12 protein-coding genes are annotated in these 13,615 nt (G+C 44.8%); 7 read left to right on the top strand and 5 right to left on the bottom strand.

Translation table 11 applies throughout. The features are described from left to right. Nucleotides 1–3 precede the first annotated feature (3 nt). The 6 genes from GO495_RS13330 to GO495_RS13305 all read left to right on the top strand — a co-directional run bounded on the left by GO495_RS13330 (nt 4) and on the right by GO495_RS13305 (nt 4,744). Nucleotides 4–510: an LptE family protein gene (locus GO495_RS13330; RefSeq protein WP_157300190.1), complete on the top strand. Its 507-nt coding sequence runs from the start codon at nt 4–6 to the stop codon at nt 508–510. A 46-nt stretch (nt 511–556) separates the two neighbouring features. Further along, nucleotides 557–1,666 carry a hypothetical protein gene (locus GO495_RS13325; protein WP_157300189.1) on the top strand — a complete coding sequence of 370 codons (1,110 nt, stop codon included), beginning with the start codon at nt 557–559 and terminating at the stop codon, nt 1,664–1,666. A gap of 10 nt (nt 1,667–1,676) precedes the next feature. Then, the gene (gene secG, locus GO495_RS13320; protein ID WP_157300188.1) at nt 1,677–2,009 is read left to right on the top strand and encodes a preprotein translocase subunit SecG; all 333 of its coding nucleotides are present in this window, start codon (nt 1,677–1,679) and stop codon (nt 2,007–2,009) included. A 78-nt stretch (nt 2,010–2,087) separates the two neighbouring features. Next, entirely contained in the window at nt 2,088–3,146 is a 1,059-nt protein-coding gene (gene mltG / locus GO495_RS13315; protein WP_157300187.1) for an endolytic transglycosylase MltG, read from the top strand. A 4-nt stretch (nt 3,147–3,150) separates the two neighbouring features. Next, nucleotides 3,151–4,089 (top strand): YihY/virulence factor BrkB family protein, encoded by a 939-nt coding sequence (locus GO495_RS13310; protein WP_157300186.1) that lies wholly within the window; start codon nt 3,151–3,153, stop codon nt 4,087–4,089. Nucleotides 4,090–4,156: 67 nt separating this feature from the next. Then, complete coding sequence (locus GO495_RS13305) at nt 4,157–4,744, top strand: redoxin domain-containing protein (protein ID WP_157300185.1); 588 nt, start codon at nt 4,157–4,159, stop codon at nt 4,742–4,744. On the opposite strand, the gene GO495_RS13300 is transcribed toward GO495_RS13305, so the two are convergent. The 5 genes from GO495_RS13300 to GO495_RS13280 form a co-directional block, all read right to left on the bottom strand. After that, entirely contained in the window at nt 4,741–7,233 is a 2,493-nt protein-coding gene (locus GO495_RS13300) for a M14 metallopeptidase family protein (protein ID WP_157300184.1), read from the bottom strand. The two genes, GO495_RS13305 and GO495_RS13300, sit on opposite strands and share 4 nt — an antisense overlap. A gap of 36 nt (nt 7,234–7,269) precedes the next feature. Next, a complete protein-coding gene (locus tag GO495_RS13295) occupies nt 7,270–7,770 on the bottom strand; it encodes a hypothetical protein (RefSeq protein WP_157300183.1) in 501 nt (166 codons plus the stop codon). Between the two features lie 25 nt (nt 7,771–7,795). After that, the gene (locus GO495_RS13290; protein ID WP_157300182.1) at nt 7,796–8,185 is read right to left on the bottom strand and encodes a toxin-antitoxin system YwqK family antitoxin; all 390 of its coding nucleotides are present in this window, start codon (nt 8,183–8,185) and stop codon (nt 7,796–7,798) included. A 109-nt stretch (nt 8,186–8,294) separates the two neighbouring features. Beyond that, nucleotides 8,295–8,594 carry a KilA-N domain-containing protein gene (locus tag GO495_RS13285; protein WP_157300181.1) on the bottom strand — a complete coding sequence of 100 codons (300 nt, stop codon included), beginning with the start codon at nt 8,592–8,594 and terminating at the stop codon, nt 8,295–8,297. Nucleotides 8,595–9,097: 503 nt separating this feature from the next. Next, nucleotides 9,098–11,845 carry a TonB-dependent receptor gene (locus tag GO495_RS13280; RefSeq protein WP_157300180.1) on the bottom strand — a complete coding sequence of 916 codons (2,748 nt, stop codon included), beginning with the start codon at nt 11,843–11,845 and terminating at the stop codon, nt 9,098–9,100. A 94-nt stretch (nt 11,846–11,939) separates the two neighbouring features. Between GO495_RS13280 and ggt the strand changes: the two genes are divergently transcribed. Next, on the top strand, nt 11,940–13,610 hold the full coding sequence (ggt, locus tag GO495_RS13275; protein ID WP_157300179.1) for a gamma-glutamyltransferase: 1,671 nt from the start codon (nt 11,940–11,942) through the stop codon (nt 13,608–13,610). The last annotated feature ends 5 nt before the right edge of the window (nt 13,611–13,615 follow it).

The following is a 13,615-nucleotide window of genomic DNA, read 5'->3' as shown; positions in this document are numbered from 1 at the left end:
AAAATGATCAGACTAATTATCGCAATAAATATGCTGCTGGTATTGGGCGGATGCTCCGTAAAATATTCAGCTTCCGGTGCCAGTATAGAACCAGGGGCCAAAACCGTGAATGTCCGGTTTATTGAGAACAGGGCGCCTATCAATAACCCGACGTTAAGCCAGAACCTGACCGAAAAACTGCGTACCAAGATACAGTCGCAGACCAGGCTTACCCAAACCAATGAAGATAATGCTGATTATGAGTTCAAAGGGGCTATTACAGGCTATTCCTTCAGTAACGCCGCCGTTACCAATGTGGATAAGGCCTCCACTTCCCGTCTGAATGTAACCGTAAGCATCACTTTTATTAAAAGGATCGGTGATAAGAAGGGTTTTACCCAGTCTTTTACCCGCCCGGCAGAATTCCCGGCAACCCAGCTGCCCAGCGCAGTAGAGAATGGATTACTGGAGAATACCATCATCCCCGGAGTAGTGGATGATATCTTTAATAAAGCTTATGCTAACTGGTAGTAAGTACTTCATACATATTTGAATTTTTTTCATACTTTAGCAGCATATGACCGCGAACAGGATCATTCAGCATATCTTCCAGGAACCTGATATCAAGCAGGTGGATGAGGCAGCTATAGAGCGGCTGGTAACGTCGTATCCGTATTTTACTACTGCACGCCTGCTTCTTGCCAAAAAACAATATACCGTACAACGCAATCTGCTGGCCCCGGCCGTTAAAACAGCCCAGTTGTACAGTACCAACATGCATTACTTCTACCGGTTCATTACCAGTGATGAAGCAAAGGCTGTTGTAACTCCTGAGGTACCTTTTGTTCCTGAACCGGTAAAACCTGTTGAACCGGAACAGCCTGCTGCATATGTTCCTTTACTGGACGATTCTCTCCTCTCTTATCCGGGTCTGACTCCGGAGAAAGAAGAGTTCATTACTATTTCTGATAAAGAAATAGTGGTAGATGGACCTGAGTATGTGCCGGAACCTGTGAATGTGGAACCAGAGACTCTTTACGTAGCGCCGGAACCTGTGAATGCAGAGCCGGAACCTGCTTACACAGCGCCTGAACCTGAAATCCTGTACGAAACACCGGAAACGGTTTATAAAGCGCCGGAAGTGGAAGCAACCCCTTCTCCTATTACAGTAATAAAGCCAATGGCCGATACCACTGTAAACACCGGAATAGAGGATGATGATATCAAAATCTTCCCGCTGGAAATGGGGCCTGCGGAAAATACCCTTACTTACCAGCCTTTATATACCGACGACTACTTCGCCTATAAACGCCTGAAAGAACCGGAACAGGCCGAAGTGATCAGTGAAAAAGGCGCTTCTGAAATGAAGAGCTTCACTTCCTGGCTGAAAGATATCAAACATACCTTCTCGGAAAAGGCTACTAAAGAACAATATCACAAGGAATTAAGGCGCAGTTATGAAGACTTCGATCCTGAAGTTTCGGAGGCGGTAGAGAAGATGGCGATGGAGTCTATCACCCTCACTGATGACGTTGTTTCTGAAACACTGGCGGAAATCTGGGCGAAGCAAAGGCAGTACCAAACGGCCATCCACATATATCAAAAATTAAGTTTGCTTAATCCCAACAAAAGCGCTTATTTTGCGCAAAAGATTAAGGAATTACAGTTACTAACAGACAATAATTAACACATATATTATGTTATTCATTTTCGGTATATTAATCATCCTGGCCTGCGTGCTGTTGGGCTTTTTCGTACTGGTGCAGAACCCTAAAGGTGGTGGATTATCCGGTTCTTTCGGTGGTTTCGGTAACCAGGTGATGGGTGTTCGTCAGACAACAGATGTACTTGAAAAAGGTACATGGGTACTGGCTGCCCTTATCGCGGTGCTTTGCCTCACTTCTACTTTCTTCATCTCCAAAGGAACAGTGGCAAAACAACCTAAAACTATCATGGAACAAGCTGCTGGTAGCGCTCCCGTACAGCCTTCAACACCAATGACACCTGCGCCAGCGCCTAAAAAACCGTAAATAACCGGTTTGATAAAGATAATGTAGGACCTCGCCCTTAAAAAGCGAGGTTTTTTATTGAATACTACCCTACCCTCTATGGCAAAAAAGAGTAAATCTAAACAGAAGAAGCAAAAATCCCCCTGGGTGAAACGTTTGCTGGTGGCATTGTGCTGCCTTGCGGCAGGCGTTTTAGTCTATGTAGGCTACCGTACATTTGGTCCTAATACAAAAGCATTCGGAGACAATAAATTCTTTTACGTACGCACCGGTAGCACTTATTCGGCTGTGCTGGAGGGATTGGAAGAACAGGAGATCATCCGCAGCCGCAGCAGCTTCGACTGGGTAGCACGCGAACTCAGTTATCCCCAGCACGTAAAAGCCGGTAAATACAAAATCACCCGGGGAATGAGTAACTTTGAGATAGTGAAACTGCTGCGTTCCGGCAGACAAACACCGGTTATTCTTACTATCACAAAACTGCGTACCAAAAAAGACTTTATCCATAAGATATGCGCCAATCTGGAAGCCGATTCTGCTACCCTGCTGGCCTTGATCAATGACCAGGTATACCTGCGCCAGTTCAATGTGGATACCAATACCGTCATGTGCGCCGTTCTTCCAAACAGTTATGAGTTTTACTGGAATACCTCCGCGGAAAGCGCTTTTAAGAAGATAGAAGAAGGCAGGGAAGAGTTCTGGACAGAAGCCCGTAAGGAGTCTGCGAAACACCTGGGCCTCACTATCAACCAGGTAACTATCCTTGCCTCTATCGTAGAAGAAGAAAGTAATAAGAACGATGAGAAACCGCTCATCTCCAGCGTATACCTGAACCGCTTCCGTAAAGGAATGCGCCTGCAGGCAGATCCTACCGTGAAATTTGCTTTGCAGGATTTTGGTCTGAGGAGGATCAGGGAAGTTCACCTGCTGTTCGACTCTCCTTACAATACTTACCGTAACGAGGGTTTGCCTCCGGGCCCTATCTGTACCCCTTCCATCAAAACGCTGGAAGCCGTGCTGAATACCCCGGAAACAGACTACCTCTATTTCTGCGCCAAATGGGATTTCTCCGGTTATCATGCTTTTGCTGCTACCTATGAGGAGCACATGAAGAACGCCAGAGCATACCAGGCCGCGTTAAACGCAAGAGGAATATAAGATTATGTTCAAACCGGAAAGACTTGTACTCAATTCGAAACCAGTCCGCAGTGTGGTTAACAGAAGCAAAACACTTGTGTTACCCGGCTTTGAAGGACTGCCATTTTATGATGTAGTAAAGTTTTTCCTGAAAGAAACCCGCAATAAAAGCCTGGGGGAAAGGGCAGCAGCTATCTCATTCAACTTCCTGCTGGCCATTCCCCCGTTCTTTATCTTCCTGTTCACACTGGTTCCCTACATCCCCATGAAGAATGTAGAACCTACTCTCTACGAACTGGCAGAAGACGTAACGCCCAACTACAATACCTACATGATTGTACGCGATATGATCCATGACTTCCTGTATACGCATCGTAACGGGCTGTTATCCATCGCGTTCCTGATGGGATTCTTCGCTTCTTCCAATGCAGTAATGGGCCTGATGCGCGCCTTTAATAAAAAGTCGCCCGGTTTCAGAAGGAGGAAATGGTGGCAGAAACGTCTAACAGCATTGAGGATCACCGTTATTCTCGTATTCCTGTTACTGTTGACCGTCATCCTCATCATTGCCCAGGGAACCGTATTAAAGTTCATATTTGATGCCCTCGGCATCACTAACAGAAGGATTCTCTCCCTGGCAGATGTCACCCGCTGGATATTGATAGGATTGCTCTTCTTTTCTACCCTGTCTGTGATCTACCGCTTTGTACCAGCTACTACCAAACGATGGAAATTCGTTACCGCAGGGGCTACTTTTGCTACCATGCTGATGATCCTCGTCACCATCCTATTCTCCTATTTTGTCAATAACTTCAGTAACTATAACAAGATTTACGGCTCTATCGGTACCATCATCATCCTGATGCTTTCCGTTTATTTCTACTCTTTCATCTTACTCGTTGGTTTTGAGCTGAATGCGAGTATCAGGATCCTGAAGGAGACCCCTGCCCACGATAAATTATAAAAAATCCGTATCTTTGAAAGGTATTTCGTGTAGTGTTGTGGCCCTTTAGTACCTATATCTTGAGTTTATGTTAAAAATTTGCTCTCAACTGTTCATTTGTTCGTGGCTTACCTACGCCAGTGTGCCCGGGTTGCCACTTGAAATAGGCGCTCCTCTTCCCAAAGCAGACCTGCTTCTTCATGATGTTTCCGGTAAGGATATCACACTTAATCAGGCTAAAAAAAGCAATGGGATACTGGTAATGTTCTCCGGCAATGCCTGCCCTTATATAGAGCGGAATAAGGCAAGAACACAGGAAATCTGCCGTTATGCACTGAATAATAATATTGGCGTGGTGCTGGTGAATGCCAACAGTGGCAGGGAACAGTTTGAGGCGATGAAAGCATATGCTGCAGAGCAGCAATATACCTGGTATTATGTAGCTGATAATAAGGGAGAGCTGGCGGATGCTTTTGAAGCTACGCATACGCCTGAATGTTATCTTTTTAACCAGAATGCTAAACTGGTATACAAAGGTGCGATAGACGATAATCCGGGCAATGCGGACGCAGTAAAAAGCCGTCACCTGAATAACGCAATTAACGATATGCTGGCCAATAAGCCGCTGAAGGTAAATACCACAGCGACTATCGGATGTAATATAAAAAGGTTTTAGTACACCATAAAAACAGCATTACCGAACAGCAGCTTACCGTTTTCCCAGAAACTGCGGAACAATACGTCATCTGCTATCATCACTATTTTACCTTCGCCGATTTCCTTTACACCGAAAAGCAGGCCATCTTTCAGCTTCTTACGTGTTTCTGTGCCTACAAATCCGCTGAGGTAATTGTTCTTTTTCAGTATGCCTACATTCCAGCCGCCATCTTCCAGGAATTCATATATTTTGCTATCCTGTTTAAGGGTATAATAGGTTTCCGGGAAACCAAAGGCTAAGGGATGCGTATTATCCAGTTGTACTTTATAGATGGCTCCGGGGATCATCTGTTTTACACTTTCTCTTTCCCTGTTGGCATATGGTTTCAGCAGGCCATATTCATCTTTCTTCTCTAAGATATCTTCATCATGTTTTTTCAGTTTAATGCCCCAGTCCAAAGTAGCGATCTGGCTGAGTGCATCCTGCATAGCGATTAACTTTCCACCGGAGGAGATCCAGTCTTTCAACCGGGCCGCAGTTTCTTTTTCAGCAAGATATTTATAGTTACCATCCGGTAAAATCAGGACATCCATCTTTTTCCAGTTTACTTCATCCAGGTTTTGCTGATCTATCACAGTGATGGGGTAACCGATCTGTTGTTCAAAGAAATGCCATACTTCACCGGCGGCCAGGGAAGAAATACCATCCCCCATTACAACGGCTACACGTACCGGTTTAATATAGTGTACTTTATCAGAGCCAAAGTCCATCCCTTTTTCTACAAAGCCGGTACCTACTATATCCAGCCCTGTTTTAAACTTGTTCGCCAGTGCAGTTACATCTTCATCAAAATGAGCCCCGTTACCTGATCGTGTAATGATAAGCGTTCCTGCGGAGAAAGCCTTCCCTCCTGCCGTAAACGGCTCTTCGGCATAACGTACCATGATCTTCTTTTGCAGCAGAGCTGCCAGGAATTTCACATCTTTGATACTGTTCCAGCAGGCCAGGTAAGCGTATGGTTTAGCGGCTGCCAGATAAGTATTATTAGTAGCAGGGAAGCTGTCTTTTGCGGGCTCTAATGATTGCTTTAATGCATAACTGGGCAGGCCATAGGCATATGGTAAAGCCCAGGCGGTGATATCGTACGTAACGGAATCGTTCAGATGGGAATCCGGTTCAAATAATACACGTAACAGATTAGAGCGGGGTTGTGCAGCACTGATCACTAGGTCTTCCTTCTCTATTGTAAACCCTTCTGTTTTGCCATTAAAATAATTGAAGCCGGTCGCTTTATTTACAGCAGCACCGTAGCCGAAACGGATATTGTTATTGTTTAACAGGGTGGCTAAACTGGCCAGCTTTTCGGTGTTCCCTGCGGCCTTTATTACATAAGCATTGAAAGGTCCTTCGGGAGTATGTACAGCATCGTAAAAGTAGCGCGTGAAATCAGACAGTAATTCGTTGGCCTGCTGAGAAGATATTTCGATAGTAGATAACCCGGTAGTAAAATGATGAGAGATACGCTGGGATAACGTCAATGTATCTCCGTCTTCTTTCAGGGCAGCGATACCGGCGTGTCCGCCGCCACCTTGCTCGTAAGTCATACCGATAGCCCCGTTGTAGGTGGGATAGGTATCTCCGTAACTGGGGTAGAACATATCAAATACTTCTTTTGTGAAGTATAACCAGCCTTCGTTATCGAAGTATTTAGCGTTGTTTTTACCGATAAGGATCTGCATATCCCTTTGCCATGGCTTGATCACCTCATGTAAAGGTTCTGCTGCCGGGGCAAAGTAATAGGGAGCGTTGATGGATTGTTCATGAAAATCCACATGCACCTGTGGCATCCAGCGGTTGTATTGTAATATCCTCTGACGGGATTCTGTTTGTGTTTGCCAGGCCCAGTCGCGGTTAAGGTCGAAGTAATAGTGATTGGCACGTCCACCCGGCCATGGTTCATGATGTTCTCTTCCGGACAATTCCGGGTCGATCATTTTCGTATGTACCTGGTTGTAGAAGTTCACGTAACGTTCTCTGCCATCCGGATTGAGACAGGGATCTATAATGACCACCGTATTTTTCAGCCATTGCTGATCTTTCTGCGCCAGTTTGTACAGGGTAAGCATAGCGGCTTCTGAGGATACAGCTTCATTCCCGTGAACGTTGTAACTAAGCCATACGATAACAGGGTCTCCGCTGGTCGTCTTTCCGCTTCCTCCTGCCAGTTCCAGGTTATGTTGTCTGATCTGTTCCAGTTTGCCGAAGTTCTCCGGAGAGGTGATCGTAGCCAGCATCAGCGGACGGCCTTCGTAGGTAGTTCCATATTGTGCAAGCTCCATGTTAGGCGTAACGGCGGCTACTGCCTTGAAATATTCCAGTACTTTATAATGAGGCGTGAACTGGCTGCCTAAAGGGTAACCGAGGAATTGTTCAGGTGTTTGCAGCGATTGGGCGAAACCTGAGAACATGAAGATCATCCATACAGCCAACAACAATACTTTGCGCATATACATCCAGCAATTTATGCTACTAAGATAGATATTTTAGCCATCTATGCTATTTATTATGCGGTTGAGTATTTTTATCTGGGATGGGGTAAGTGTTAATGTTGTTTTACCGGCAGCCGCCTCTTTATTGATCCGTTCTTTTGCTTTCTCTTTATCAACATATACCTCTATACTAAGACCCAGGATCACTGTCCTTTCAATAGAACTGTTTTTATTAGCATCACAGAACCACAGGAGAAAAGGCAGGTTCTGATGAAAAATTGCAGCGGCAATATTATCCAGGGCTTCTGCGGCAGTACCTACAAATTTAGCTGCCATCTTATTCAGGATCAATAATGCGGTGGTATCGTTATCCCTGATAACATAGTCCCTTAATGAATCCAGTACTTTAAAACTGCAATTATCATCTGAGATTAAGCTGGTAGATTTCAGGACCGTGTAATAGGTTTTGGGCTCTTTTGCTATTGCGCATATAGTTTGTCCATTAAGGACCGACAAATTAAGCAGCAACATGAAAAATAAGATCGTGGTCTTCATGGTAAGGGTTATGGGTAAATAAATATTATTCCTTCATACTATCCCCCAACAAACTAAAATTCTGCGTACAATCCAATACGCCATCAATACGGTAATACATAAATACGCCGGTCCGCTGATCATCACGCCAGTTACCCGTTTCAGACAACTGACCATTCGCATAATAAATCATCCGGCAGCCATTCAGCTTACCATTTTTACGATAATACTGTTCTTTTAATCTCCCGTCTCTGAAATAAACTTCTACGAGTTCCTGTCCTGGTACACCGGGAATGCTATATACCCGTTTGCATACGGTTCCATCTTCTTCCCGCATGATCTGCCGCAGGGTAAATTCGTTAATATTCTGGTTGTTACAGCTGGTTGTTACAACAAACAGCATTAAACTGCACATGCATTTTATTGCTGTATTCATAGGTTATGTTAAGGTAAAACGCATTCCGGCTGCGTAAAAATTGCCCCCTCTCACAAACATATATAAAATATCGTTAACACAAGTAACACGTTTGTTGGTTTTAATAATTCTAATTCCGTCGAATTCGATGGAATGTCTTTTTAACTAACTCTTTCACACTAATACTAAATGAGTTAAGACCAGCCAAATTTTTAATTCCCTCGAATTCGAGGGAATTAAAACCGGGATTATTGATACTTTCCCAAATGCCCAGGAATTCAACAGTATTCCTGTTTCTTAACCAATGCTCAATAAAGAAATCTCCTTCTTTTGCTCTTACCATATCGGTAAGCGAAATGTAGTCTTCGTTGTTGTGAGTGATGACGGATATTACATTATCCTGTACATTAATTTCTCTTTTCTTAACCATTATTTTGAGATTAACTAAACAATAATTAAAGATAAGAATAAACAGAAATATTATAACTGATTACAATAGCTTTAATGAGAGACTCCCCTAAGTATTTTCGGTAGAGATGACACCGGATTTTCCGCCATCTCTTTATATGATAATTCTCCTTATATTTTAATACATTACTAATCAGTGGTAAAAAAGCATCAAAATATTAATTACTACTGATAAGCAACTGATACTCTGCCATTTAGCATATATAACCCGTATATAAGCCCTATATAACCCCTATATAACAGGTATATAAGCCGTACTTATATAGATAGGGCTTATATACCTCTTATATAGAAGTCTGGTAAGAATTATAGGAAGTTTAAAGAAGCGTTTAAGCGCTTACTGTGTTGTTTTCGATGTTTATTACAAACACGGAGCTGATTGAATAGTACCGGGCTTTAAGGCAGTCCCCCAAATAAAAAAGCCGCATAGGCTTAAAACCTATGCGGCTCAAATAAAAGAATGCTTTACAAACTCAGCTCCAGCCTCGCAAACAAAAACCGGCCGTTATAACCGAACTGCGTAGCTCTTCTGCTATACCGGAACTGGTTATTGGTGGTATTATTAGGGTTAGCCACCAGATCAGGATACACGTCAAAGACATTATTAGCCCCTACACTGACTTTAAACGCCTTAGTGAGCTTGTACCCTACCGCGGCATCCGTTACCACCTTAGCGGAGTACGTCTGATAGAAATTCGGATCGTTGGTCGCCTCTTCTACACTTCCAAAATGTACACTGCGCAAAAACACATTAAAGCGACGGAGAGTATAAGAAAGGGTTACATTGATCTTCTCACGGGGAACCGTTCTCTCCAGGTAAATCCTGCTGGCCCGGCTAAAATAGATATTCTCCTTACCCTTCAGCTTCTCAGATGCCATTACCCCGCCTACCTGCTGCGTATAGCCATAAGTACCGGAAAGGTCTGCCCGCAAAGAACCTGCACCTAAACGTGTACCATACGTAAACACGACATCTATACCTTTAGTCTCAGAATTAATAGCATTGGCAAAAAATGCAGCCCTGTTCGCATTGGCTAAAGACAACAACTGATAAATCTCCTTATCCACTGCAGAAGCTGTATCCGCATTACTACCTGAGAACTGATCAGTATATACTATACGGTCATTAATACGCGTAAAATACCCATCCACAGTAAGACTGAATTTGCCAAAAGTACTGGTGAAACCAGCGCTCACACTTTTGGATTTCTCCGGCTTCAAAGCCGGGATACCTAACAACTGCGCAGGACGGCTGTCATTTGTAAAAGTACCTACTTCATAGGGTACACCGTCTACGAACAGAGTAGAAGTAGAAGAATAGAACCGCTGATGCAAAGACGGCGCCCTGAAACCAGTACTTGCAGAGGCACGCAAAGCGGTTCCCTCACTCAACTTATAACGGCTGGTGATCTTACCATTTAAAGTACTGCCAAAATCATTATAGTTCTCAAAACGCAACGCTCCTCCCAACAAAAACTCCTTCGTAAAATTAGCCTCTACGTCCACATAGCCGGCAATAGCACTGCGCGTAGCCGTAATCGCATTCTCCGGACGAAAACCGGGGAATACCTGCGCACCACCTGCACGGGCAGTTCCATCAGGCCCGAACACCGTGTTAACCGAACCTTTAGGGTCCGGTATCAGGATAGGATTGCCATTAGCATCTGTACCGATTTTAGTGGCCCGGCCATAATCCGTATAAGAGTTCTCCGCACCAGCTACGATCTGATATTGCTCAAAACGATGCTCCGCACCAAACGCCACATCAAACACTCCCAGGCGACGGGAGAAATCCAGGTTGGTCGTATTCTGCATGAATATCAAACCTCCACAGCGGAAACTGGTAGGCGATGCTTTCCCCATAGATGCATTCAGTGAATTCGCGACGTTGAAATCAAATTCATTCCGGCCATAAGTATTACTGAAATCGACTTTCCATTCGCCCACATTTCCCCGTATACCGGCAGCTAAAGAACGGTCGTAAATATCACTATGGATCTCCGGTAAAAAACCTATAGGATAAATGTCCAGGATATTCCGGCTGTCACTGGGTAAACGGTACACCCCTCCGGCTTCTCCATTCCGGTAACCAATGCCACCAAAAATATACACCTCCGCATTATTCTCTAATGGGAAACTGGCATTCATGAACAATTGCGAACTGCGTATTTTCGATTGCCCCGCTCTCATACGGATATCATTACGGGTGATTTTATTCGCCACTAAAAAAGAATCCGTTTTATCTACTGCACCGGGATAAGTCCTGTAAATAGCGCCAACCCATGGCCCGGAACGGTTCGTATAATTACGGAAATCATAAGACCCGCCAAAGTTGATATAACCGCCATGAGTACCTACAGGTACACCATAGTTAACACCCGTCTGCACCGTCTGACCATCCATATTATTATCCGCCTGCGAAGTGACATTCGCGCCAGTGGTAACGTTTACGTTTAAACGATTCACATTGCTTTTAAGAATAATGTTGATCACGCCTGCAATGGCATCTGAACCATATTGCGCAGCTGCCCCATCACGCAGTATTTCAATGCGGTCGATAGCGGCTGTAGGAATGGCATTCATATCAGTACCTACGGCGCCACGGCCAAAACTTCCGTTTACATTTACCAGCGCGGTATTGTAACGGCGTTTACCATTTACCAGTACCAGCACCTGATCTGGGCCTAGTCCGCGTAAGGATGCAGGATCTACGTGGTCTGTACCGTCGGCAACGGTCTGTGTACCTGAACTGAAAGAAGGGGCCACGTAATTTAAGATCTGATTGACAGATACCTGCGGTGCATCAGAAGTAATGCGTTTGATATCAATGACATCTACGGGTACAGGCGTTTCCGTTTGGGTCCGTGGCAGGTTGCGGGAACCCAATACCACCAGTTCATTCATAGTAGTACTGGCCACCAGGGTTACATCTATAGTGGCCGTTTGTCCGGCAGTGACCGTCACCGGTTTTCGTTGTGGGACGAACCCTACATAACTGATAAGTACCGTATATGTTCCCGGTATTACTTCGAGGGTGAATTTACCCTGTGCATTGGTATAACCGCCTTTATTGGTATGCTCTACCTGTACGGTAGCACCGGCCAGCGCAGATTTACCATCAGTGACAGTACCGGTAATGGTCTGACCATACCCCTGCACGACGACAATAAATAATAAAACAAAAAATAGCAAATGGTTAAATGGGCGTAACATAAAGTGTTAGATTTGGGTTATATAATTGATTTAGATGTGGCGACGGGTTTTCTGATGGTTGCTTACTAAATTACTGATTTTACAATAATATACTATGCGTATAATAATTTTGCTTTTACTCACTACCACAGGTTATGCCCAACAAAACGCATATCACTATACGGTCAGGAAAAATGTCACTGTAACACATGGTGCAGTAGTATCCGCTCATCCGCTGGCCAGTGAGGCGGGGTTACAAATGTTACAACAGCACGGTAATGCAGTGGATGCGGCCATTGCCACCCAGTTAGCGCTCGCCGTCGTATACCCCGGTGCAGGTAACCTGGGTGGTGGGGGATTCCTCGTAGGCCATCTTAAGAACGGGAAAAACATCGCTATAGACTATCGGGAAGCAGCTCCGGCAAAGGCTTCCCGGGATATGTACCTTGATAAGAGCGGCAACGCCGACACAAAATTAAGTCAGGATGGACACCTGGCGCCCGGTGTCCCTGGTACTATTGCAGGCATCTACGCATCATTGCCATATGCCCGCCTGCCCATCGCTACGCTGATAGCTCCTGCTATTACACTGGCAGAAAAAGGCTTTGTGATCACTGCGGCAGAAGCAAAAAATCTGAACGCACATCAGGAGCAATTTAAACAGTTAAATACAAAATCCTGCGTTTTTATAAAAACATGGAAAGAAGGAGATACACTTATACAGAAGGACCTCGCCAATACCCTGAAAAGAATACGCGATAAAGGACGTGCAGGATTCTACGAAGGAGAAACGGCTAAACTGATAGTAGCAGAAATGCAACGTGGTCATGGCCTCATCACTACAGCAGACCTGAAAGCATATAAAGCAAAAGAAAGAACGGCCGTAGTATTTAATTACAAAGGATACGAGGTGGTGACCATGCCCCTGCCTTCCAGTGGTGGCGTGGCTTTACAACAGTTGATGGGAATGGTGGAGAAATATCCGCTGGCTGCCTGGGGCTTTCATTCATTACAATCCGTACAACTGATGATCGAAGCAGAACGCCGCGCTTATGCAGACAGGGCAGCATTCCTCGGAGATCCCGACTTTGTAAAAGTGCCTGTGAAACAACTCACCTCAAAAGCCTACCTCGCAGAACGGATGAAAGATTATGATCCAACAAAAGCAGGTTCCAGCGAACAAACCAAAGCTGGCGTTGTTGCTGAAAGTATGGAGACCACCCATCTTTCCGTGATGGATGCTGATGGCAACGCCGTATCCGTTACCACTACCTTAAACGGCGGCTACGGCAGTAAAGTGGTAGTTGGTGGCGCTGGCTTTTTCCTCAACAATGAAATGGATGACTTCAGCGTTAAACCCGGCATACCTAATATGTACGGACTGGTAGGAGCAGAAGCAAATGCCATCGCTCCGGGCAAACGGATGCTGAGTTCCATGACACCCTCCATTGTATTGAAAAACAGTCAGCCTTACCTTGTTGCAGGTACTCCGGGCGGCTCTACCATCATCACCTCTGTTTTTCAGACGCTGATGAACGTACTGGAATTCAACCTGCCTGCAGATCAGGTAGTGAATGCGCCTAAATTCCACCACCAGTGGCTGCCGGATGAAGTAGCGGTAGAACCGGATTTCCCGGATACACTCACGCTGCAACTGAAAAATATGGGGTATAAAATAAAGACCATGGGGTATATTGGCCGTACAGAAGTGATCAAAGTAAATGAGAAAGGACAACTGGAAGCCGTAGGTGATAAAAGAGGCGATGACAGCGCCGCAGGATACTAAAATTA

The organism is Chitinophaga oryziterrae (assembly GCF_009758125.1).
Taxonomy (GTDB): Bacteria; Bacteroidota; Bacteroidia; order Chitinophagales; family Chitinophagaceae; genus Chitinophaga; species Chitinophaga oryziterrae.
This window is presented reverse-complemented; position numbering and strand designations above follow the sequence as displayed.

Coding starts and splice junctions, on each gene's coding strand:
- GO495_RS13305 (WP_157300185.1), top strand. CDS start 4,157: ATGTTAAAAATTTGCTCTCAACTGTTCATTTGTTCGTGGCTTACCTAC.
- GO495_RS13300 (WP_157300184.1), bottom strand. CDS start 7,233: ATGCGCAAAGTATTGTTGTTGGCTGTATGGATGATCTTCATGTTCTCA.
- GO495_RS13285 (WP_157300181.1), bottom strand. CDS start 8,594: ATGGTTAAGAAAAGAGAAATTAATGTACAGGATAATGTAATATCCGTC.
- GO495_RS13310 (WP_157300186.1), top strand. CDS start 3,151: ATGTTCAAACCGGAAAGACTTGTACTCAATTCGAAACCAGTCCGCAGT.
- secG (WP_157300188.1), top strand. CDS start 1,677: ATGTTATTCATTTTCGGTATATTAATCATCCTGGCCTGCGTGCTGTTG.
- ggt (WP_157300179.1), top strand. CDS start 11,940: ATGCGTATAATAATTTTGCTTTTACTCACTACCACAGGTTATGCCCAA.
- GO495_RS13280 (WP_157300180.1), bottom strand. CDS start 11,845: ATGTTACGCCCATTTAACCATTTGCTATTTTTTGTTTTATTATTTATT.
- GO495_RS13290 (WP_157300182.1), bottom strand. CDS start 8,185: ATGAATACAGCAATAAAATGCATGTGCAGTTTAATGCTGTTTGTTGTA.
- GO495_RS13295 (WP_157300183.1), bottom strand. CDS start 7,770: ATGAAGACCACGATCTTATTTTTCATGTTGCTGCTTAATTTGTCGGTC.
- GO495_RS13325 (WP_157300189.1), top strand. CDS start 557: ATGACCGCGAACAGGATCATTCAGCATATCTTCCAGGAACCTGATATC.
- GO495_RS13330 (WP_157300190.1), top strand. CDS start 4: ATGATCAGACTAATTATCGCAATAAATATGCTGCTGGTATTGGGCGGA.
- mltG (WP_157300187.1), top strand. CDS start 2,088: ATGGCAAAAAAGAGTAAATCTAAACAGAAGAAGCAAAAATCCCCCTGG.